The sequence below is a fragment of the Actinosynnema sp. NPDC059797 genome, assembly GCF_042732085.1.
In the GTDB taxonomy this organism is placed as follows: domain Bacteria; phylum Actinomycetota; class Actinomycetes; order Mycobacteriales; family Pseudonocardiaceae; genus Actinosynnema.
The window spans coordinates 1-19,801 of sequence record NZ_JBHWIE010000125.1; the positions used below are offsets into that span (position 1 = coordinate 1).

The 19,801-nt window shown below is 72.5% G+C and carries 18 protein-coding genes; 13 read left to right on the plus strand and 5 right to left on the minus strand.

Features of this window, described 5'->3' with window-relative positions:
* Positions 1–164: 164 nt before the first annotated feature.
* The gene (locus ACFV4N_RS24610; RefSeq protein WP_499674945.1) at positions 165–491 is read left to right on the plus strand and encodes a DUF485 domain-containing protein; all 327 of its coding nucleotides are present in this window, start codon (positions 165–167) and stop codon (positions 489–491) included.
* Positions 491–2,065: a monocarboxylic acid transporter gene (locus ACFV4N_RS24615; RefSeq protein ID WP_499674946.1), complete on the plus strand. Its 1,575-nt coding sequence runs from the start codon at positions 491–493 to the stop codon at positions 2,063–2,065. Before ACFV4N_RS24610 ends, ACFV4N_RS24615 begins: the two co-directional genes overlap by 1 nt.
* 99 nt (positions 2,066–2,164) lie before the next feature.
* On the opposite strand, the gene ACFV4N_RS24620 is transcribed toward ACFV4N_RS24615, so the two are convergent.
* Genes ACFV4N_RS24620 through ACFV4N_RS24630 form a run of 3 tightly spaced genes read right to left on the minus strand, consistent with a single transcriptional unit; the run spans position 2,165 to position 4,152 of the window.
* Complete coding sequence (locus tag ACFV4N_RS24620) at positions 2,165–3,016, minus strand: ATP-grasp domain-containing protein (RefSeq protein WP_499674947.1); 852 nt, start codon at positions 3,014–3,016, stop codon at positions 2,165–2,167.
* Complete coding sequence (locus ACFV4N_RS24625) at positions 3,013–3,315, minus strand: hypothetical protein (RefSeq protein ID WP_499674948.1); 303 nt, start codon at positions 3,313–3,315, stop codon at positions 3,013–3,015. The genes ACFV4N_RS24620 and ACFV4N_RS24625 overlap by 4 nt, the downstream gene beginning before the upstream one ends.
* 48 nt (positions 3,316–3,363) lie before the next feature.
* Complete coding sequence (locus tag ACFV4N_RS24630; protein WP_499674949.1) at positions 3,364–4,152, minus strand: nucleotidyltransferase domain-containing protein; 789 nt, start codon at positions 4,150–4,152, stop codon at positions 3,364–3,366.
* Positions 4,153–4,261: 109 nt separating this feature from the next.
* Between ACFV4N_RS24630 and ACFV4N_RS24635 the strand changes: the two genes are divergently transcribed.
* Both ACFV4N_RS24635 and ACFV4N_RS24640 read left to right on the plus strand, forming a co-directional pair.
* Positions 4,262–5,857 (plus strand): DUF885 domain-containing protein, encoded by a 1,596-nt coding sequence (locus ACFV4N_RS24635; RefSeq protein ID WP_499674950.1) that lies wholly within the window; start codon positions 4,262–4,264, stop codon positions 5,855–5,857.
* Positions 5,858–5,932: 75 nt separating this feature from the next.
* Positions 5,933–6,904, plus strand: a complete 972-nt coding sequence (locus tag ACFV4N_RS24640; RefSeq protein ID WP_499674951.1) for a quinone oxidoreductase family protein — start codon at positions 5,933–5,935, stop codon at positions 6,902–6,904.
* Between the two features lie 73 nt (positions 6,905–6,977).
* Here the strand turns inward: ACFV4N_RS24640 and ACFV4N_RS24645 are convergent, their stop codons facing one another.
* Positions 6,978–7,568 carry an FKBP-type peptidyl-prolyl cis-trans isomerase gene (locus ACFV4N_RS24645; protein ID WP_499674952.1) on the minus strand — a complete coding sequence of 197 codons (591 nt, stop codon included), beginning with the start codon at positions 7,566–7,568 and terminating at the stop codon, positions 6,978–6,980.
* A gap of 224 nt (positions 7,569–7,792) precedes the next feature.
* Here ACFV4N_RS24645 and ACFV4N_RS24650 point away from each other — a divergent pair, with 224 nt between their 5' ends.
* The 3 genes from ACFV4N_RS24650 to ACFV4N_RS24660 are packed head-to-tail and all read left to right on the plus strand — an operon-like array spanning position 7,793 to position 10,161.
* Positions 7,793–8,800 carry a hypothetical protein gene (locus ACFV4N_RS24650; RefSeq protein ID WP_499674953.1) on the plus strand — a complete coding sequence of 336 codons (1,008 nt, stop codon included), beginning with the start codon at positions 7,793–7,795 and terminating at the stop codon, positions 8,798–8,800.
* 6 nt (positions 8,801–8,806) lie between these two features.
* The gene (locus tag ACFV4N_RS24655) at positions 8,807–9,454 is read left to right on the plus strand and encodes a hypothetical protein (protein ID WP_499674954.1); all 648 of its coding nucleotides are present in this window, start codon (positions 8,807–8,809) and stop codon (positions 9,452–9,454) included.
* Positions 9,455–9,510: 56 nt separating this feature from the next.
* Positions 9,511–10,161, plus strand: a complete 651-nt coding sequence (locus ACFV4N_RS24660) for an HD domain-containing protein (protein ID WP_499674955.1) — start codon at positions 9,511–9,513, stop codon at positions 10,159–10,161.
* A 69-nt stretch (positions 10,162–10,230) separates the two neighbouring features.
* Here ACFV4N_RS24660 and ACFV4N_RS24665 read toward each other — a convergent pair whose 3' ends face one another.
* Entirely contained in the window at positions 10,231–11,154 is a 924-nt protein-coding gene (locus tag ACFV4N_RS24665) for a heme o synthase (protein ID WP_499674956.1), read from the minus strand.
* Between the two features lie 238 nt (positions 11,155–11,392).
* Here ACFV4N_RS24665 and tkt point away from each other — a divergent pair, with 238 nt between their 5' ends.
* The 6 genes from tkt to pgl are packed head-to-tail and all read left to right on the plus strand — an operon-like array spanning position 11,393 to position 19,796.
* On the plus strand, positions 11,393–13,510 hold the full coding sequence (gene tkt, locus ACFV4N_RS24670) for a transketolase (RefSeq protein WP_499674957.1): 2,118 nt from the start codon (positions 11,393–11,395) through the stop codon (positions 13,508–13,510).
* Between the two features lie 27 nt (positions 13,511–13,537).
* Positions 13,538–14,650: a transaldolase gene (tal, locus tag ACFV4N_RS24675; RefSeq protein ID WP_499674958.1), complete on the plus strand. Its 1,113-nt coding sequence runs from the start codon at positions 13,538–13,540 to the stop codon at positions 14,648–14,650.
* 13 nt (positions 14,651–14,663) lie between these two features.
* Positions 14,664–16,280 (plus strand): phosphoglucose isomerase-related protein, encoded by a 1,617-nt coding sequence (locus tag ACFV4N_RS24680; protein ID WP_499674959.1) that lies wholly within the window; start codon positions 14,664–14,666, stop codon positions 16,278–16,280.
* Positions 16,277–17,821, plus strand: coding sequence for a glucose-6-phosphate dehydrogenase (gene zwf, locus ACFV4N_RS24685; protein ID WP_499674960.1), 1,545 nt, complete (start codon positions 16,277–16,279; stop codon positions 17,819–17,821). The genes ACFV4N_RS24680 and zwf overlap by 4 nt, the downstream gene beginning before the upstream one ends.
* Positions 17,818–19,065: a glucose-6-phosphate dehydrogenase assembly protein OpcA gene (opcA, locus tag ACFV4N_RS24690; RefSeq protein WP_499674961.1), complete on the plus strand. Its 1,248-nt coding sequence runs from the start codon at positions 17,818–17,820 to the stop codon at positions 19,063–19,065. Before zwf ends, opcA begins: the two co-directional genes overlap by 4 nt.
* Positions 19,062–19,796 carry a 6-phosphogluconolactonase gene (pgl, locus tag ACFV4N_RS24695; protein ID WP_499674962.1) on the plus strand — a complete coding sequence of 245 codons (735 nt, stop codon included), beginning with the start codon at positions 19,062–19,064 and terminating at the stop codon, positions 19,794–19,796. The genes opcA and pgl overlap by 4 nt, the downstream gene beginning before the upstream one ends.
* The last annotated feature ends 5 nt before the right edge of the window (positions 19,797–19,801 follow it).

Genomic DNA, 19,801 nt, shown 5'->3' on the forward strand with positions numbered 1-19,801 from the left:
CGGATACGCTCAGCACACCCCGCCGATCCGACCCAGCCCCCGCGCGCGGCGCGGCACATCCCCCTGGACGACTGCTCCCGCAGCCGATCCTGCCTCCGACGGATTCGAGACCGGTCCGCGGCGGGCGCGGCTTCGCGACTTTCGACGAACCGCAGGCGCCGCTGTTGGTCGACGAGTCCGGCGCGCCGGACTTCGTGGCGCTCCAGGCGAGCGAGGACTTCCGCGAGCTGCGCCGCCGGACGACGGTCTTCATCCTGCCCGCCACGTGCGGCTTCCTGCTCTGGTACCTGGGTTACGTGGCGCTGTCGGCGTACCTGCCGGAGTTCATGGGCACGCGGGTGTACGGGGTGGTCAACGTGGGGCTGCTGTTCGGGCTGCTCCAGTTCGCCACGACGATCGCGCTCACCCTGGCCTACGCCCGGTACGCGCGCCGCAAGCTCGACCCGCAGGTGGCCGCGGTCCGCGCGCTGACCGACGAGGAGCGCGCCTGATGGGCGGCAACACCGCGATCAACCTCGGCGTGTTCGGCGTCTTCGTGCTGATCACGCTCTACGTCGTGTACCGGGCGGGCGCCCGCAACAGCACCGCGTCGGACTACTACGCCGCGGGCAGCAGCTTCACCGGGCCGCAGAACGGCATCGCGCTGTCGGGCGACTTCCTGTCCGCCGCGTCGTTCCTGGGCATCTCGGGCAGCATCGCGGTCAACGGCTACGACGGGTTCCTGTACTCCATCGGCTGGGTGGTCTCCTGGCTGATGGGCCTGATGATCATCTCGGAGCGGTTGCGCAACACCGGCCGGTTCACCCTGGGGGACGTGCTCGCGTTCCGGATGCGGCAGCGCCCGGTGCGCGCGGCGGCGGCGAACGTGACGCTGGTGATCTCGCTGTTCTACATGATCGCGCAGATGGCGGGCGCGGGCGCGCTGATGGCGCTGCTGCTGGACGTGCACACCAAGGGCGGCCAGGCGGTCGTCATCGCGGTGGTGGGCGTGGTCATGGTGCTGTACGTGCTGCTGGGCGGCATGAAGGGCACCACCTGGGTGCAGATCATCAAGGCCGTGCTGCTGGTGCTGTGCGTGACCCTGATGTCGGTGTTCCTGCTGGGCAAGTTCGGGTTCAGCCTGTCGTCGATCCTGGAGACCGCGTCGCGCAACACCCCGCTGGGCCCGCAGGTGCTGGAGCCGGGCGCCCGGTACGGCGGCACGCCGCTGGCCAGGCTGGACTTCATCTCGCTGGCGCTCGCGCTGGTGCTGGGCACCGCGTCGCTGCCGCACGTGCTGATGCGGTTCTACACGGTGCCCAACGCGCGCGAGGCGCGCCGCTCGGTGGTGTGGGCGACGTGGATGATGGCCACGTTCTACCTGTGCACCCTGGTGATCGGCTTCGGCGCGCTGGCGCTGGTCGGCGCGAGCGACATCTCCAAGGCGCCGGGCGGCGAGAACTCGGCCGCGCCGCTGCTGGCCTACGAGATCGGCGGCTCGGTGCTGCTGGGCGTGGTGAGCGCGGTGGCGTTCGCGACGATCCTCGCGGTGGTGGCGGGCCTGACGCTGACCGCGTCGGCGTCGTTCGCGCACGACGTGTACGCCAACGTGATCAAGCGCGGCCAGGCCGACCCGCGGTCGGAGATCAGGGTGGCCCGGCTGACCGCGGTCGTGGTCGGCCTGCTGGCGATCGGCGGCGGCATCGCGGCCAACGGGCAGAACGTGGCGTTCCTGGTGGCGCTGGCGTTCGCGCTGGCGGCGTCGGCGAACCTGTCCACGATCATCTACTCGATGTTCTGGAAGCGCTTCAACACCAACGGCACCCTGTGGGCGATCTACGGCGGGCTCGGCTCGTGCATCCTGCTGCTGGCCTTCTCCCCCGCCGTGTCCGGCGCGCGGAACTCGATCTTCCCGGACGTGGACTTCGCCTGGTTCCCGCTGAGCAACCCGGGCCTGGTGTCGATCCCGTTCTCGTTCCTGTGCGGGTACCTGGGCACGGTGCTGTCCAAGGAGGAGGCCGACCCGGCCAAGCAGGCCGAGATGGAGGTCCGCGCGCTGACCGGGATCGGGTCCGGGCTGAGGTGACGCCGGCGCGGGGTCGCCGGCGCGGGGTCGCCGGCGCGGTCCCGGCCGCCGCGACCTCGCCGGCGCGGTCCCTGCCAGCGCGACCCCGTCGGCCCGGTCCTACCGGCGCGCCAGCGCGGCCCGCACCGCCGAGGCGAAGCGGAGCGGCGCGGTCGCGTCGGTCTGCCGGAAGCCCAGCGACGGCTCGACCAGCTCCAGCTCCAGCAGCAGGGGCGAGCCGTCCGCGCCCGGCACCAGGTCCACCCGCGCGTACAGCAGGTCGTGGCGGGCCAGGCCTGTCAGCGCGGCGGCCGCGTCCAGCACGTCCTCGGCGACCCGCCGCTGCGCGGCCGACGGCGACGCGCCGGCCAGCCGCTCCACCACGTAGAGCCCGGACTCGTCGTACTCGGCGTCCGGGGTGAGCATCGCGCCCTTGGTGAAGGCGTGCGAGTACTGGCCGCCGAGGAACACCAGCGCCGTCTCGCCGACCGCGTCCACGTTCGCCTGGTACGGCTGCACGATCGCGCGCACGCCCAGCCCGGCCAGGTGCCGCGCCGCGGCCCCGTGGTCCCCGGCCGCGACGCGCAGCGCGCCCCGGGAGCCCGCGCCGACGGTCGGCTTCACCACGAACTCGCCGTCCGGCCAGTCGGTGAACCCGGGCTCCGCCAGGGTCGTCGGCACCACCGGCACGCCCGCCCGCGCGAGGTCCAGCAGGTAGGACTTGTCGGTGTTCCAGCGCACCACGCCCGCCGGGTTGACCAGGGCGGGCTGCGCGTCGCACCAGGACAGGAACTCCGGCAGCCGCTCGGTGTAGTCCCAGGTGGCGCGCAGCACGACCAGGTCGGCCTCGACCGGCGTGCCCCACTCCACCCAGGCGGCGTGCACGCCGACGTCGGCCAGGGCGTCGAACAGCGCGTCGTCGTCGCCGTCGCCGGCGGGCAGCTCGGCGCAGGTGGCGAAGAGGACCTTCACCGGCCCGCCATCTTGCGGCGGTGGGCGGGACCGATCTTCACCGCGGCGGTCGTCTCGCGGTCCCAGTCGTGCTTCTCCAGGTCCGGGGTCGCCTCGACGACCGCCTCGGCCGTCGCCACGTCCGGCAGGAACACGTCGCCCATGGCGCCGTCGTCACCGACCAGCACGAGCCGGGCCCCGGCCCGCCCGACGGGCTCGACGACCGCGCGCGCCGGCTTGCCGTGCGCGGCCACGAACTCCGAGGCGGTCTTCACCGCGCGGCCGACCTTCTTCGCGTCGGTCTTCTTCTCCTCAGCCACGCCGCCCAGACTAGAACCTGCCGGTAACTTCCGCGCACGTGGCGGCGCTCACCAGGACGCCCACACCGACTCGTAGGCGCTGATCAGCCACTTGTCCGCCCGGTGGTGGTCGGGTTCCTCCGGCAGGTCGGACGAGGAGATCAACGTCACCAGCCTCGCCTCCAGCTCCTCGGCCGCGTCCAGCGCCTCCCGCGCCGTGTGCCCGCCCTGGCGCAGGTCGCGGATCCAGGTCAGCCAGGGCTCCGGCACCGGCAGCGTGATGCGGCCGGTCTCCAGCAGCTCCACGCCCTGCACGCCCAGGCGGACCATGTGGCCCGCGTACTTCGTGTCGAAGCCGTGCCGCGCCACCAGCTCCGGGCGGTTGACGCGCCGGGCGACCGCGCCGTCCACCATGCGCCGCCGCTGGCTGTGCAGGTAGCCGAGGAACCGGCGCCCCGCCCGGCGGGAGACGATCATGTCCGCGTTGGCGCGCAGGTCGTGCCCGAGCCCGGTCGCGGACACCACCTCGTGGTCGGGGGCGAACAGCGGGATCAGCACGGTCGGGTTGCCCTGGAGCGCCAGGCGCAGCCACTTGCGGAGCGAGTAGACGACGAGGTCCAAGTCCCCGGCGGCGGACGGCGTGTTCTCCACGCCGGTGCGGGCCACGGCCGTCCGGAAGATGTACTGCTCGAAGCGGCGCAGGCCGATGACGTACTCCGGCGGCTCGACGCAGACGCCCATCTCGTCGCGGTCGTCGGTGCCCTCGATCGCCGTGCCGTGCACGCCCGAGCCGACCTGCGTGCGCAGGATCGTGCCGCGCCGCGCGATCTCGGCGAATTCCTCGCTGCCGTGCCTCATCACCGGTCACCCCCTCGACGTGGCGAGAACCTAAACCGTCAACCGGCAAGGCCCAACCGGTTTTGCGGGTCCGGGCGGTCCCCCGGACCAGCGGGTAACTTCCGTGCTCGTGACTGCGAAGACCGAGGCCGACCGACTGATCGGCGAGTTCCTTGCCTGGCACTTCGACCGCGCTCCCGGGAACGCGGCGATGCTCGGCTCACTGGCCCACGACCACACGCTCGGCGACTTCACCGCCACCGCGTTCGCCGATCACGAGCGCGAGGCCGGCTCGTGGCTCGACCGGTTCACCTCCCTGGAGACCGACGACCTCCAGGAATCGGTCGACCGCGACCTGGTGGTCGCCGTGCTGCGCGGCGTGCGGGCGAAGGCGTCGTGGCCCGCGTGGCGGCGTGACCCGTCGGTCTACACCGGGGCGGTGCTGTTCCCGCTGTTCAGCGCGTTCCTGAACCGGTTGCGGCCGGAGCCGGAGCTGGTGGCGAGCGTGGTGAAGCGGCTGGCCGAGGTGCCGTCGGTGCTCGCCGCGTGCCGCGCGAACCTGGACCCGGCGCTGGCGTCGCCGAAGATCGTGCTGCGCGCCGCGGCCCAGGCCAGGACCGGGCGGGCGTTCCTGACCGGCACGCTGCCCGCCGAGGTGGCCGACCCGGCGCTGCGGGCGGAGCTGGCGGAGGCCGCGGAGCCGGCCGCGCGGGCGTTCGACGAGCTGGCCGCGTTCCTCGACGGGTTCGCGGAGCGGGCGACCGGCGACTGGCGCATGGGCGAGCGGCTGTACTCGACGCTGCTGCGCGAGCAGGAGGTGCTGGGCTACGGCGCGGAGGAGCTGCACGAGCGCGGCAAGGCCGCCTACGCCGAGCTGGAAGCCGAGATGCGGGAGCTGGCCGGGTCGGACGACTGGCACTCGGTGATGGCGGGGCTCCAGGACGACTTCCCGCCGACGCCGGAGGCGATGCGGGCGGAGTACGAGGCGGAGACGCGGCGGGCGCGGGCGTTCCTGGTCGAGCACGGCCTGGTGACGCTGGCCGAGGGCGAGGAGTGCCGGGTGGTGCCCTCGCCCTCGTTCCAGCGCCCGGTGCTGGCGGTGGCCTCCTACATGTCGCCGCCGCCGCTGACCGACCAGCGGACCGGCCACTTCTTCGTGCCGTTCCCGCCGGAGGGGTTCACCGCCGAGGAGGTGGAGCAGCGGCTGCGCACCAACTCGCGGGCCCAGCTGGCCACGATCGCGGTGCACGAGGCCTACCCCGGCCACCACTGGCACCTGTCGTGGCTGGCCGCGCAGGACCGGCCGGTGCGCAAGGTGTTCCGCACGCCCTACTTCTCCGAGGGCTGGGCGCTCTACTCGGAGAAGCTGCTGCGCGAGCACGGCTTCTTCACCACGCGGGCCCAGGAGCTGGCGCACGTGGAGGCGCGGCTGTTCCGGGCGGCGCGGATGGTCGTGGACACCGCCCTGCACTGCGGCGACATGGGCGTCGAGGAGGCCGAGGAGTTCATGTCGACCAAGGCGTCGCTGACGCCGGGCACGGCGGTCGGCGAGGTCAACCGGTACTGCGCGTGGCCGACGCAGGCGCCGTCCTACCTGACCGGCGCGCTGGAGATCGACCGCATCCGCGCCGAGCACACCGGGTCGCTGCGCGAGTTCCACGACACCATCGCCGGGTCGGGCGCGCTGCCGCTGGGACTGGCGCGCCGGGTCGTGCTCGGCGGGTGAGACCCGGAACAGGGGGCGGCCGCCGCCGGTTGGCCCCTGACGTAGGCCCCTTCAGGTGTGGACGGAGGACGGCGGATGCCGAAGGCAGTGGTGGTGCGCGCGACGGGTGGCCCCGAGGCGCTGGAGTTCACCGACGTCGAGGAGCGCTCGCCCGGCGCGGGTGAGCTGCTGGTGGACGTGGCCGCGGCGGGGGTGAACTTCATCGACTGCTACCACCGGGAGGGCCGCTACCCGCTGCCGCTGCCGTTCGTGGTGGGCCTGGAGGGCACCGGTCGGGTGAGCGCGGTGGGCCCGGACGTGTCGGGTTTCGCGGTGGGCGACCGGGTGGCGTGGTCCCAGGCGCCCGGCAGCTACGCGGAGCGGGCCGTGGTGCCGGCGTCGGGCGCGGTGGTGGTGCCGGAGGGCGTGGACGACGAGACGGCGGGCGCGCTGATGCTCCAGGGCCTCACCGCGCATTACCTGGTCGCCTCGACCTACCCGGTCCGGGAGGGTGACTCGGTGCTCGTGCACGCCGCCGCGGGCGGTGTCGGGCTGCTGCTGGTGCAGCTGGCCAAGGCGCGGGGCGCGCGGGTCATCGGCACGGTGTCGACCGGGGCCAAGGAGGCGTTGGCGCGGGAGGCGGGCGCGGACGAGGTGATCCGGTACGACCGGGTCGACTTCGCGCCCGAGGTGCGGCGGCTGACCGGCGGCGCCGGTGTCGCGGCCGTCTACGACGGCGTGGGCCGGACCACGTTCGACGGGAGCCTGGCGAGCCTGCGGCCGCGCGGGGTGCTGGCGCTGTTCGGCGGGTCCAGCGGCGCGGTGCCGCCGTTCGACCCGCAGCGGCTCAACCAGGCCGGCTCGGTGTTCCTGACCCGGCCGTCGCTGGGCGCGCACGTGGCCACCCGCGAGGAGCTGGAGTGGCGGGCGGGCGAGCTGTTCGCGGCCGTCGCGGACGGGTCGCTGCGGGTGCGGGTCGGCGGGCGCTACCCGCTGGCCGAGGCGCGGCGGGCGCACGAGGACCTGGAGGGCCGCCGCACCACGGGCAAGCTGCTGCTCCTGCCCTGACGCTACTGCCCCGACACCCCCACCCCGACGCGCGTGGGGCCCCGGCGCGCCGCCGAGGCCCCCGCGCACCGGGTCAGCCCTCCTGGACCGCGACCGCGTCGAGCACGAAGATCAGCGTCTCGCCGGGCTGGATGTCGCCGCTGCCGTTGGGGTAGCCCAGGTCCGGCGGCACGACGAGCAGGCGCCGCCCGCCCTCCTTGAGGCCGATCAGGCCCTGGTTCCAGCCCTGGATGACCCGCGCCTGGCCGATGTCCTGGACCTCGAACGGCTGGCTGCCCCAGGACGACTCGCGGGTCCGCTGGTCGCGGAAGGTCGCCAGCACGTAGTTGATCGAGGCCGTGGAGCCGGTCTTGATCTCCGGGCCGGTGCCCTCGGTGATGTCCTTGACGAGCAGGCCGTCCTTCGGCGTGCAGCCGGTGGGGACCGTGATGGTCGGCTCCTCGCCCGCCGCGCCCGTCACCTGGTACGCCGAGTCCTCGCACGGCGGACCGCTCGGCTCGGGCAGCTCGGCCTCGGTGGGCGCGGCCTCCTCGGGAGCCGGGACGGTCGCGTTCGGGGTGTTGGTGAGGGTGGACGGCCGGTCGCTAGCGGTGCACGCGGTGAGCGCCAGACCGGCGGACAACAGGGACGCGAGGGCCAGGGCCGTACGGCCGACAGTACGCATGGTTGCCGAGCCTAGGGTGCGACCCCGGAGGACGCGCCGCAGGGCCCACCAGCAGGCCCAACGCCGGTCACGGTGCGCTGTCATTGATCTCCGATTGAATCCGCAAACGTGCCACTAATTACCGCTTCCGCCGTTGCGTACCGGCGCGTACAGTAACTGCGCGCGCTTGATCGGATACCGAGAGCATTCGGCCGATCGAGTGGCGACTTCAGGGAGGTGACCCCGTGCGCGCGGAGCCGAAGGGCGTCCGCAGCAATTTGTTGCAGGAATTGTTCTGGACCCGGACGGGCCTGCTGCTGCTGACCCTCGTCGTGATCTCCGGGACCTGTCTGGCCATTTCCAGCCCGATGGAACCGGGCGGAATGCGCTCCTTCCTCACCACGGCCGGCACCAGCACCCTGATCTCGGCGGTGGTCGGGTTCTGGCAGACGCTGCTCACCAGCACGGCCGCCCGCCGGTCGCTGGTGGAGCCGGTCGTCGAGGAGAGCAGGAAGGCGCTGCACCAGCTGACCGCCGAGTACCGGGCGCTCGACCGCGAGTTCTTCCCCAGCCACGTGTTCGAGCCCACCGCCAAGCCCGACCCGGCGTTCAACCAGGTGATGATGCAGGACCTGGAGCGGACCCGGCTGTACGCGTTCCGGGGCTTCGCGGGTCGCTACGCGGCCTGCCGGCTCCTGCTGTCGCAGGCGGAGTGCGAGCTCAGGGCCGTCCTGGCCGACCCGAGGGACGAGGACGCGATCAGCGGCCGCGCCCGCTACCTGCTGCGCCACGAGGGCGCGGACGGCGACTACGACACGATCGTGGCGCGGCTGCGCGAGCAGATCCACGTCGGCCTGGTCGGCCTGTTCCTGGCCAGGGGCCGCTGCTCGCGCATCGACCTGACCATCGTGTCGGACCCGCCGCTGGACCGGATGGAGCTGTTCGACGACAGCGTGTGGCTGACCCTCTACAGCAACACCAGCGCGGACGTGGTCCGCCTGTACCCGCGCACGCTGCGCTTCACCGAGGGCTCGTTCATCTACGGCATGGAACGCGCCGAGTTCCTGCGCATCAGCAATTCCAAGGCAGGGCTCCACGTCGTCATCACGCCGGGCACCACGCGGGCCGATTTCCTCGCCCTCTTCGAGAAGATCACCGGGACCTGGCTCGGCGACGACGGGTTCCGGGCGCTCGAGGGGAAGTTCCACCGGTTCCGCAAGGAATTCGCCGCCACCGCTCAGTTGGGGAGCTGATAAACCGTGCTGACCGAGTTCACCGGGACCTCCGCCCTGGCGGAGCTCGCCACCCTCATCTCCGTGGCCGACCCCCCTGTCGTCGACCACTGGAGCCACGTCGAACGGCGGTTCCGGGAATGGGCCGGTCGGCCTGGCCTGCGGGAGAGGCTGCGCGGGCACCTCCGCGCCCTCTCCCCGCAGGAGCAGGTGCGCGTGGCGGCCAGGTCGCGGGAGACGACGACGCACTTCGCGTGGTGCCTGCGCGACGAGCCGGCCGAGCCGTTCACGTTCTGGCTGCACGAGTACAAGCCGCAGCGGGACTGGCGGCAGGGCTACGCCGACTCCGTGCACAACCACCGCTACCACTTCTGCACCGTCCTCCTGCAGGGCTCCTACCTGCACGAACGGTTCAGCGCGGAGGTGGCGGACGACGACGCGGCGATCCTGTCGACCACGCTGCTGCGCCGGGCCGAGGCGGTGGAGGGCCACTCGGGCACCATGCTGGCCCACGAGTTCCACCGCATCCCCGAGGCCGCGGACGACACCATGACGTTCCTGGTCAAGTCCCGCGCGGTCCGCCCCTGGAGCCTGAGCTTCGACCCGGACACCCGCACCAGCCACCGCCACGTGCCCGTCGAGGCGAGGTTGGAGGACCTCACGAACAGCATGTGACGGCCCGGAGGACCACCGCGCCTCTACCATCGGCCCACCCGGCACGGGAGGGTCCAATGAGCACTGTCACGAGCACGGTCACGGCGCAGGCGATCTCCGAGGTGGAGCGCGAGGTGTGGCGGCTGTGCCGCGACCTCGCGCCGAAGCTCCAGTTCCACGGCTGGCACCACGTCAGCTTCGTGCGCGACAAGTCGGTCCACTTCGCCCGGCGCAACGGCGCGGACGTGCCGCTGGTCGAGGTCGCGGCCCTGGTGCACGACGTCAACTACATGGTCCGGCGCAACTCGCTGCCGGTCGACGGCCGCCGGCTGCGGCTGGACATCCTGGCCCGCGCCGGGGTGCCCGACGACGTCGCGCGGCGCGTCGACCGGGTGGTCGAGGAGGCCGAGATGCGCACCCGGGACCGCCACATCTCCCCCGAGGCGCAGGCCCTGTCCGACGCGGACACCCTGTTCAAGGCGCTGCCGGTGACGCCGGTGGTGCTCGCGCCCCGCTACCTGGAGGAGAACGGCATCACGCTGCGGGAGCTGGCGCACAAGATCGTCGGCGAGCAGCGGGACAAGCACGACGAGGGCTACTACTTCTACGACCCGGAGGCGGCGGCCACCTACTCGCGGTGGGCGACGGCCAACCTGGAGCTGTGGTCGTGCATCGTGGAGTCGCTGGACGACCCCAGCGTCGCGGAGCTGCTCTCGGCGGTGTCCTGACCACTCTCGGTGACGAAGCCGCCCTCCGCATTCACCGGTAGGTGTGCGAAGGGCGGCTCGTCCGAGGGGTCAGAACGGCCAGCCGAGCACCGGGAGGCCCACCACGGCGTCCACGGCGAGCCCGCAGAACACCAGCATCAGGTAGAGGTTCGACAGGTGGAAGAACTTCATGGTGTTGGTCGAGCCGCCGCGCCGCACGACGCCGTGCAGCCGGTGCGCGAACACCACGAACCACAGGCCGGACGCGGCGGCCACCGCGACGTAGATCCACGAGGTGACCGGCGCCAGCAGCAGCGTGCACACCACCGTGACCCAGGAGTAGATGACGATCTGCCTGGTGACCTGCTGCGCGGTGGCCACCACGGGCAGCATCGGCACGCCGGCCCGCGCGTAGTCCTCCTTGAACTTCATCGCGAGCGCCCACGTGTGCGGCGGCGTCCAGAAGAAGATCACGCCGAACATCACCAGGGCGGGCCACGCCACCGTGCCGGTCACCGCGGACCAGCCGATGATCACCGGCATGCAGCCGGCCATGCCGCCCCAGATGATGTTCTGCGAGGTCCGGCGCTTGAGCACCAGGGTGTAGACGAAGATGTAGAACAGGATCGTGGCCACCGCGAACGCGGCCGACATGAGGTTCGTGGTCAGCCACAGGAAGGCGAACGAGACCACGCCGAGCACGATGCCGAAGATCAGCGCGTTGCGCGGCGGGATCGAGTCCTTCGCCAGCGGCCGGGCGCTGGTGCGCTTCATCACCGAGTCGATGTCGGCGTCGACGTAGCAGTTCAGCGCGTTCGCCGAGCCCGCCGCCAGGGTGCCGCCCGCCAGGGTGCACGCGATCAGCCACAGCGGCGGCAGGCCGCGCTGGGCCAGCAGCATCGCCGGGATCGTGGTGATCAGCAGCAGCTCGATCACCCGCGGCTTGGTCAGCGCCACGTACGCCCCGACGACCTGTCGGGGCGACCGCGCCGGGGCCTCGGTGACGGCACTCATCGCAGGGCGCTCCTCGTCGGGGTCAAGGGGGATGCGCAGATCGTAACCAGGCGTTCCCCGGACAGCCCGTTCGGGTACTCCTCGATCGCACGAACTACGCCTGTGCCTACGCCCACAGAGCGTGTAACGACACGAGCGTCCGCTGGCCGGACTAGGCTTGCCGGTGGACCTTGGTAACCGCGGATCGGACCTGACGGAAACGATTGAGTTCACCGCCAGCCGTCACCCGTAGCCGCCTATGCGAGTTTGGAGCTGGAAGTCAGTGTCCGTCACCGATGACATCGCCCGGTTGACCGAAGCCCACCTGCCCGAGGACTGGACCGATCTGGACAAGCGGGCCGTCGACACCGCGCGCGTGCTGGCCGCGGACGCGGTGCAGAAGGTGGGCAACGGCCACCCCGGCACCGCGATGAGCCTCGCGCCGCTGGCCTACGCGCTGTTCCAGCGCGTGATGCGGCACGACCCCGCGGACGGCGACTGGCTCGGCCGCGACCGGTTCGTGCTCAGCGCCGGCCACTCCAGCCTGACGCTCTACGTCCAGCTGTTCCTCAACGGCTACGGCCTGGAGCTGGACGACCTGAAGGCGCTGCGCACCTGGGGCTCGAAGACCCCGGGCCACCCCGAGCACCGCCACACCCCCGGCGTGGAGATCACCACCGGCCCGCTGGGCCAGGGCCTGGCCTCCGCGGTCGGCATGGCGATGGCCGCCCGCCGCGAGCGCGGCCTGTTCGACCCGGACGCCCCGGTCGGCGAGAGCCCGTTCGACCACCACATCTTCGTGATCGCCTCCGACGGCGACATCGAGGAGGGCGTGACCAGCGAGGCGTCGTCGCTGGCCGGCACCCAGAAGCTGGGCAACCTGACGGTGGTCTACGACGACAACAAGATCTCCATCGAGGACGACACCACCATCGCGCTGTCCGAGGACACCGCGAAGCGCTACGAGGCGTACGGCTGGCACGTCCAGGTCGTCGAGGGCGGCGAGAACGTCGCCGGGATCCTGGAGGCGCTGGAGAACGCCAAGGCCGAGGTCGACCGGCCGTCGTTCATCCTGCTGCGCACGATCATCGGCTACCCGGCGCCGAACAAGCAGAACACCGGCGCGGCCCACGGCGCGGCGCTGGGCGCCGACGAGGTCGCCGAGGTCAAGAGGATCCTGGGCTTCGACCCGGAGCAGACCTTCGAGGTCGCGCCCGAGGTGCTGGAGCACACCCGCGCCGTGGTCAAGCGCGGCGAGCAGGCCCGCGCCGAGTGGCAGAAGTCGTTCGACGCGTGGGCCGAGGCGAACCCGGAGCGCAAGGCGCTGCTGGACCGCCTGCTGGCCGACGAGCGGCCCGACGGCTGGACCGACGCCCTGCCGTCCTGGGACCCGGACCCCAAGGGCGTGGCCACCCGCAAGGCGTCCGGCGAGGTGCTGAACGCGCTGCGCGACGTGCTGCCGGAGCTGTGGGGCGGTTCGGCCGACCTGGCCGAGTCGAACAACACCACGATGAAGGGCGCCGACTCGTTCGGCCCCGAGACGATCTCCACCAAGATGTGGAACGCCGCTCCGTACGGCCGCACGCTGCACTTCGGCGTCCGCGAGCACGCCATGGGCGCGATCCTCAACGGCATCGCGCTGCACGGCCCGACCCGCCCGTACGGCGGCACGTTCCTGGTGTTCAGCGACTACATGCGCCCGGCGGTCCGGCTGGCCGCGCTGATGAAGTCGCCCGCCGTCTACGTGTGGACGCACGACTCCATCGGCCTGGGCGAGGACGGCCCCACGCACCAGCCGATCGAGCACCTGGCCGCGCTGCGCGCCATCCCGGGCCTGCACGTGGTGCGCCCCGGCGACGCCAACGAGACCGCCGCGGCCTGGAAGGCGACCGTCGAGCGCCGCAACGGCCCCGTCGGCCTGGCGCTGACCAGGCAGAACCTGCCGGTGCTCGTCGGGACCAAGGAGAAGGCGACCGAGGGCGTGGCGCGCGGCGGCTACGTCCTGGAGGGCGAGGGCGAGCCGGAGCTGATCCTCGTCGCCACCGGCTCCGAGCTCCAGATCGCGGTCGAGGCCCGGAAGGTCTTCGAGTCCGAGGGCATCGCCACCCGCGTGGTGTCCATGCCGTGCGTGGAGTGGTTCGACGCCCAGGACGAGTCCTACCGCGAGAGCGTGCTGCCGGCCGCGGTCAAGGCGCGCGTGATCGTCGAGGCGGGCATCGCCCAGCCGTGGTACCGCTTCGCGGGCGACGCGGGCGAGATCGTCTCCATCGAGCACTTCGGCGCCTCCGCGGACTACCAGACGCTGTTCCGCGAGTTCGGCTTCACGACCGAGAACGTCGTCGCGGCGGCGCGGCGGTCGCTGTCCCGGACCCGCTAAGAGACTTCTTCGCAGGGAGATGACGACATGAGCAGCAACCCACTGGCCGACCTCAGCTCGGCGGGCGTGTCGATCTGGCTGGACGACCTGTCCCGCGAGCGGCTGAACACGGGCAACCTGGCGGGCCTGATCGCCGACCGGAACGTGGTCGGCGTGACCACGAACCCGACGATCTTCGCCGCCGCCCTGTCCAAGGGCACGGCCTACGACGAGCAGGTCCGCGAGCTGGCCGCCCGCGGCGCGGACACCGACGCCACCGTGCGCGAGGTCACCACGACCGACGTGCGCAACGCGTGCGACCTGTTCCGCGACGTCTACAACGCCACCGACGGCGTCGACGGCCGCGTGTCGATCGAGGTCGACCCGCGCCTGGCCAACGACACCGAGCGCACCGCGGCCGAGGCGCTCGACCTGTGGAAGACCGTCGACCGGCCCAACCTGATGGTCAAGATCCCGGCCACGGTCGAGGGCCTGCCCGCGATCACCCGGACCCTGGCCGAGGGTGTCAGCGTCAACGTCACGCTGATCTTCTCCGTCGAGCGCTACCGCCACGTGATGGAGGCGTTCATCGCGGGCCTGGAGCAGGCCAAGGCCAACGGCCACGACCTGCGCACCATCCACTCCGTCGCCTCGTTCTTCGTGTCCCGCGTGGACACCGAGATCGACAAGCGGCTGGACGCGCTGGACGACCCCCGGGCCGAGGACCTGCGCGGCAAGGCGGCCATCGCCAACGCCGTGCTGGCCTACGCGGCGTTCGAGGAGACGTTCCGGGGCGCCCGCTGGGAGGCGCTGGCCGCCGACGGCGCCCGCGCGCAGCGCCCGCTGTGGGCGTCCACCGGCGTCAAGGACCCGGCGTACTCCGACACGCGCTACGTGGACCAGCTGGTCGTGGCCGACACGGTCAACACGATGCCCGAGAAGACCCTGCACGCGGTCGCCGACCACGGCAAGATCGAGGGCGACACCGTGACCGGGCGGGCCGCCCAGGCCCAGGAGGTCTTCGACTCGCTCGTCGAGGTCGGCATCGACCTGGACGACGTGTTCATCACCCTGGAGACCGAGGGCGTGGACAAGTTCGAGAAGTCCTGGGCGGAGCTGCTGGAGACGGTGACCGGACAGCTGGACCAGGCCAAGGGCTGAGGACGAGGACAACATGACCGAGGTGATCTCCGTGGAGATCGTCCGCACACCGAACCAGGACCAGGTCGACACCGTCATCGGTGACCTGGTCCGGGACTCGGCGCCGAGCAGGCTCGCCGCCGGGGACGCCACCCTGTGGGGCCCCGCGGCGGAGCCGGAGGCGTCGATCCGCCTGTCGTGGACGACGCTGCACGAGACGTCGCGCCCGCTGGTGGCCGAGATCACCGCGCTGCGCGAGGAGCTGCACGCGGAGGGCGTGGACCGCGTGGTCCTCGCCGGCATGGGCGGCTCCTCGCTGGCCCCCGAGGTGATCACCGGCACGGCGGGCGTGCCGCTGGTCGTGCTCGACACCACCGACCCGGGCCAGGTCGCCGACGCGCTGGAGGGCGACCTGGAGCGGACCGTGCTGGTGGTGTCGTCGAAGTCGGGCGGCACCGTCGAGACGGACAGCCACCGGCGGATCTTCGAGGAGGCGTTCGCCGCCAAGGGCGTCGACGCCGCCTCGCGGATCGTCGTGGTGACGGACCCGGGCTCGCCGCTGGAGGCGGCGGCCCGGGAGGCCGGCTACCGCAAGGTGTTCCTGGCCGACCCGAACGTGGGCGGCCGCTACTCGGCGCTGACCGCGTTCGGCCTGGTCCCCTCGGGCCTGGCCGGCGCGGACGTCGGCGCGCTGCTGGACGACGCGGCCGCCGTCGCGCCGCTGGTCTCGGCGGACTCGCCGGACAACCCGGCGGTGGTGCTGGCCGCGACGTTCGCGGTGGCCCACGCGCACGGCGCCGAGAAGGTCGTGTTCGCCGACACCGGCTCGGGCATCTCCGGCTTCGGCGACTGGGCCGAGCAGCTCATCGCCGAGTCGACCGGCAAGGACGGCACCGGCCTGCTGCCGGTGGTCGTCGAGGGTCCGGGCGCGCCCGGTTTCTCGGACGCCCGCTCGGACGCCACGACCGTCGCGATCGGCCCGGCCACCGGCTCGTCCACGCTCGCCGTCGAGGGCAGGCTCGGCGCGCAGTTCCTGGTGTGGGAGTACGCGACCGCGCTGGTGGGCCGCGTGCTGGAGATCAACCCGTTCGACCAGCCGGACGTGGAGGCGGCGAAGAAGGCGGCCCGGTCGCTGCTGGACTCCCCCGCCGCGTCCTCGGCGACGCCCGCGTTCACCGACGGCCCGATCGAGGCGTACCCGAGCGAGGGCTGGCTGTCGCCGGACGTCAAGACCGTCGCCGAGGCGATCAAGGCGCTGGTCGCGGCGTCCCCGGAGCACGGCTACCTGTCGGTGCAGGCGTACCTGGACCGGATCGACGACGCCTCGTTCGCCCTGGTTCGCCCGGAGTTGGCCCGCCGTTCACACCTCCAGACCACCTTCGGCTGGGGACCGCGGTTCCTGCACTCCACCGGCCAGTACCACAAGGGCGGCCACCAGAACGGCGTGTTCCTCCAGCTCACCGGGGCTTCGGAGACGTCGTTGGACGTGCCGGGCCGCCCCTACGACCTGAGCACGCTGCAACTGGCGCAGGCGCTGGGCGACGGCCAGGTGCTGGCCGAGCACGGCCGGCCGGTGCTGCGGCTGCACCTGACCGACCGCGTCGCCGGGCTGGCGCAGCTCGTCGAGGCAATCCAGGAGGACGGTTCGTGACTGCGCCTTCCGCCAAGCGCAACCCGCTGCGGGACCCGCGGGACAAGCGGCTCCCCCGGATCGCCGGGCCCTCGGGCCTGGTGATCTTCGGCGTGACGGGTGACCTGTCGCGCAAGAAGCTCATGCCCGCGATCTACGACCTGGCCAACCGCGGCCTGCTGCCGCCGGGCTTCGCGCTCGTCGGCTTCGCCCGCCGCGACTGGGCCGACCAGGACTTCATGCAGGTCGTGCACTCCGCGGTCAAGGAGCACGCCCGCACGCCGTTCCGGCAGGAGGTCTGGGACCAGCTCGCCGAGGGCATCCGGTTCGTCCAGGGCACCTTCGACGACGACTCCGCGTTCGACACGCTGGCCGCCACGCTGTCCGACCTGGACCGCGAGCGCGGCACGGGCGGCAACCACGCGTTCTACCTGTCGGTGCCGCCCAGCGCGTTCACCACGGTGGTCAACCAGCTCAAGCGCGCGGGCCTGGCCACGCCGCCGACCGACAACCCGGGCCAGTGGCGCCGGGTGGTCATCGAGAAGCCGTTCGGCCACGACCTGAACAGCGCCAGGCAGCTGAACAAGACCGTCAACGACGTCTTCCCCGAGGAGTCGGTGTTCCGCATCGACCACTACCTCGGCAAGGAGACGGTCCAGAACATCCTGGCGCTGCGCTTCGCCAACCAGCTCTACGAGCCCATCTGGAACGCCAACTACGTCGACCACGTGCAGATCACCATGGCCGAGGACATCGGCCTGGGCGGTCGCGCGGGCTACTACGACGGCATCGGCGCGGCGCGGGACGTGATCCAGAACCACCTGCTCCAGCTGCTCGCGCTGACCGCGATGGAGGAGCCGGTCTCGTTCCGGCCGAGCGACCTGCGCGCGGAGAAGGTGAAGGTCCTCTCCGCGACCCGGGCGATCACGCCGTTCGACGAGACCAGCGCCCGCGGCCAGTACACCGGCGGCTGGCAGGGCGGGCAGAAGGTGCCCGGCCTGCTGGAGGAGGGCGGGTTCGCCAAGGACTCGACCACCGAGACCTACGCGGCCATCACCGTCGAGGTCAACACCCGCCGCTGGGCCGGCGTGCCGTTCTACCTGCGCACCGGCAAGCGCCTCGGGCGCCGCGTCACCGAGGTGGCCGTGGTGTTCAAGCGGGCGCCGCACCTGCCGTTCGACGACACCGCGACCGAGGAGCTGGGGCAGAACGCCCTGGTCGTGCGGGTGCAGCCGGACGAGGGCGTGACCATGCGGTTCGGCTCGAAGGTGCCCGGCAACTCGATGGAGGTCCGGGACGTCACGATGGACTTCGGCTACGGCCACGCGTTCACCGAGTCGTCCCCCGAGGCCTACGAGCGGCTGCTGCTGGACGTGCTGCTCGGCGAGCCGTCGCTGTTCCCGAAGAACGACGAGGTCGAGCTGTCCTGGGAGATCCTCGACCCGGTGATCAGGCACTGGGCCTCGCACGGCGAGCCCGAGAAGTACAAGGCAGGCACCTGGGGCCCGGCGTCCGCGGACGCGATGCTGGCCCGCACCGGCAGGCACTGGAGGCGTCCGTGATCATCGACCTGCCCTCGACGACCACGTCGCAGGTCAACAGCAAGCTGGTGCAGATCCGCGAGGAGGGTGGCGCGGTCACCCTCGGCCGGGTGCTGACCCTGGTCATCGTGACCGACGACGGCGCGAAGACCGAGGAGGCCGTCGAGGCGGCCAACGACGCCAGCCGCGAGCACCCCTGCCGGGTGATCGTGGTGGCCCGCGGCGCCCGCAAGGCCGCGCCGCGGCTGGACGCGCAGATCCGCGTCGGCGGCGACGCGGGCGCGTCCGAGGTGATCGTGCTGCGCCTGTACGGGGAGCTGGCCAACGAGGGCGCCTCGTGCGTGGTGCCGCTGCTGCTGCCGGACACCCCGGTGGTGGCGTGGTGGCCGAACGAGTCGCCCGCCGTGCCCGCGGAGGACCCGATCGGGCAGCTGGCGCAGCGCCGCATCACCGACGCGGCCGCCGAGAAGAACCCGATCAAGGCGCTGGAGCAGCGGCGCACCTCGTACACGCCGGGTGACACGGACCTGGCGTGGACGCGGCTGACGCTGTGGCGGGCCATGCTGGCGTCGGCGTTCGACCTGCCGCCGTACGAGAAGGTCACCGAGGCCGAGGTGAGCGGGGAGAGCGACTCGCCGTCGACCGACCTGCTGGCCGCGTGGCTCGCCGCGTACCTGAAGGTGCCGGTGAAGCGGACGAAGGCCACGCGCGGCGAGGGCATCGTGGACGTGCGGCTGGTGCGCCGGTCCGGTGTGGTGGAGCTGTCGCGGCCGGACGGCAAGGTCGGCACGCTGAGCCAGCCGGGCCAGCCGGAGCGGCGGGTGGCGCTCCAGCGGCGCGTCGTGCGGGACTGCCTGGCCGAGGAGCTGCGCCGGCTCGACCCGGACGAGGTGTACGACACGGCGCTGAAGGCGCTGGGCAAGGTGGTGCGGGGGCGGACCGCGCCGAAGGCCGCCCCGAAGGCCGCCCCGGCCGCCGCGCGCAAGCCCGCGGTGGCGAAGGTGTCGCCGGACCACAAGCCCGTCGAGGCGAAGGCGTCGGCCCCGGCGTCGGATCCCGCCTCGGGGTCGGCCTCCGGGTCGGGGGCGGCCTCGGGGTCGGCTTCGGCTTCGGACGGCAAGCCGGCCGCCAAGACCGCCGCCAAGCCCGCCGCCAAGGCTGCGAGCACCAAGCCCGCGGCCAAGGCCAAGGCGGCGTCGGACGGCAAGGCCAAGACGTCGGCCAAGGCGGCGAAGTCCCCGGGCAAGGCGAAGGCGGGTTCGTGAGCCGCCCGGAAGTCGTGGTGCACCGTGGCGGTGACCTCCTGGCCGCCGCCACGGCCGCCCGCCTGGTGACCGCGCTGGTGGACGCCCAGGCCGCGCGCGGCGAGGCGCACCTGGTGCTGACCGGCGGCCGGACCGGCGCGGCCGTGCTGGAGCAGGTCCGCGCCACGCCCGCGCGGGACGCGGTGGACTGGGCGCGGGTGGAGCTGTACTGGGGTGACGAGCGGTTCCTGCCGTCCGGCGACCCCGAGCGCAACGAGACCCAGGCCCGTCGGGCGCTGCTGGACCACATCCCCGTGCCGGCCGAGCGCGTGCACGTCGTGGAGCCCTCGGACGGCCGTTTCGGCGACGACCCGGACGCGGCCGCGGCGGCGTACGCCGAGCTGCTGGGCGAGGGCTTCGCGTTCGACGTGTGCCTGCTCGGCGTGGGCGAGGAGGGGCACGTGGCGTCGGTGTTCCCGGACTCGCCGGCGGTGCACGAGCGGGAGCGCCCGGTGGTGGCGGTGCGGAACTGCCCCAAGCCGCCGCCGACCAGGGTGAGCCTGAGCCTGCCCGCGATCCGCGCGTCGCGCGAGGTGTGGCTGATGACGACCGGTGCGGCGAAGGCCGGTGCCGTGGCCGCCGCGCTGGGTGGCGCCGGTGAGGTCGACCTGCCCGCCGCGGGCGCGGTCGGCACCGAGCGCACCCTGTGGCTGCTGGACACCGCCGCCGCGGCGGAGCTGCCGCCCCGCTAGCGGGC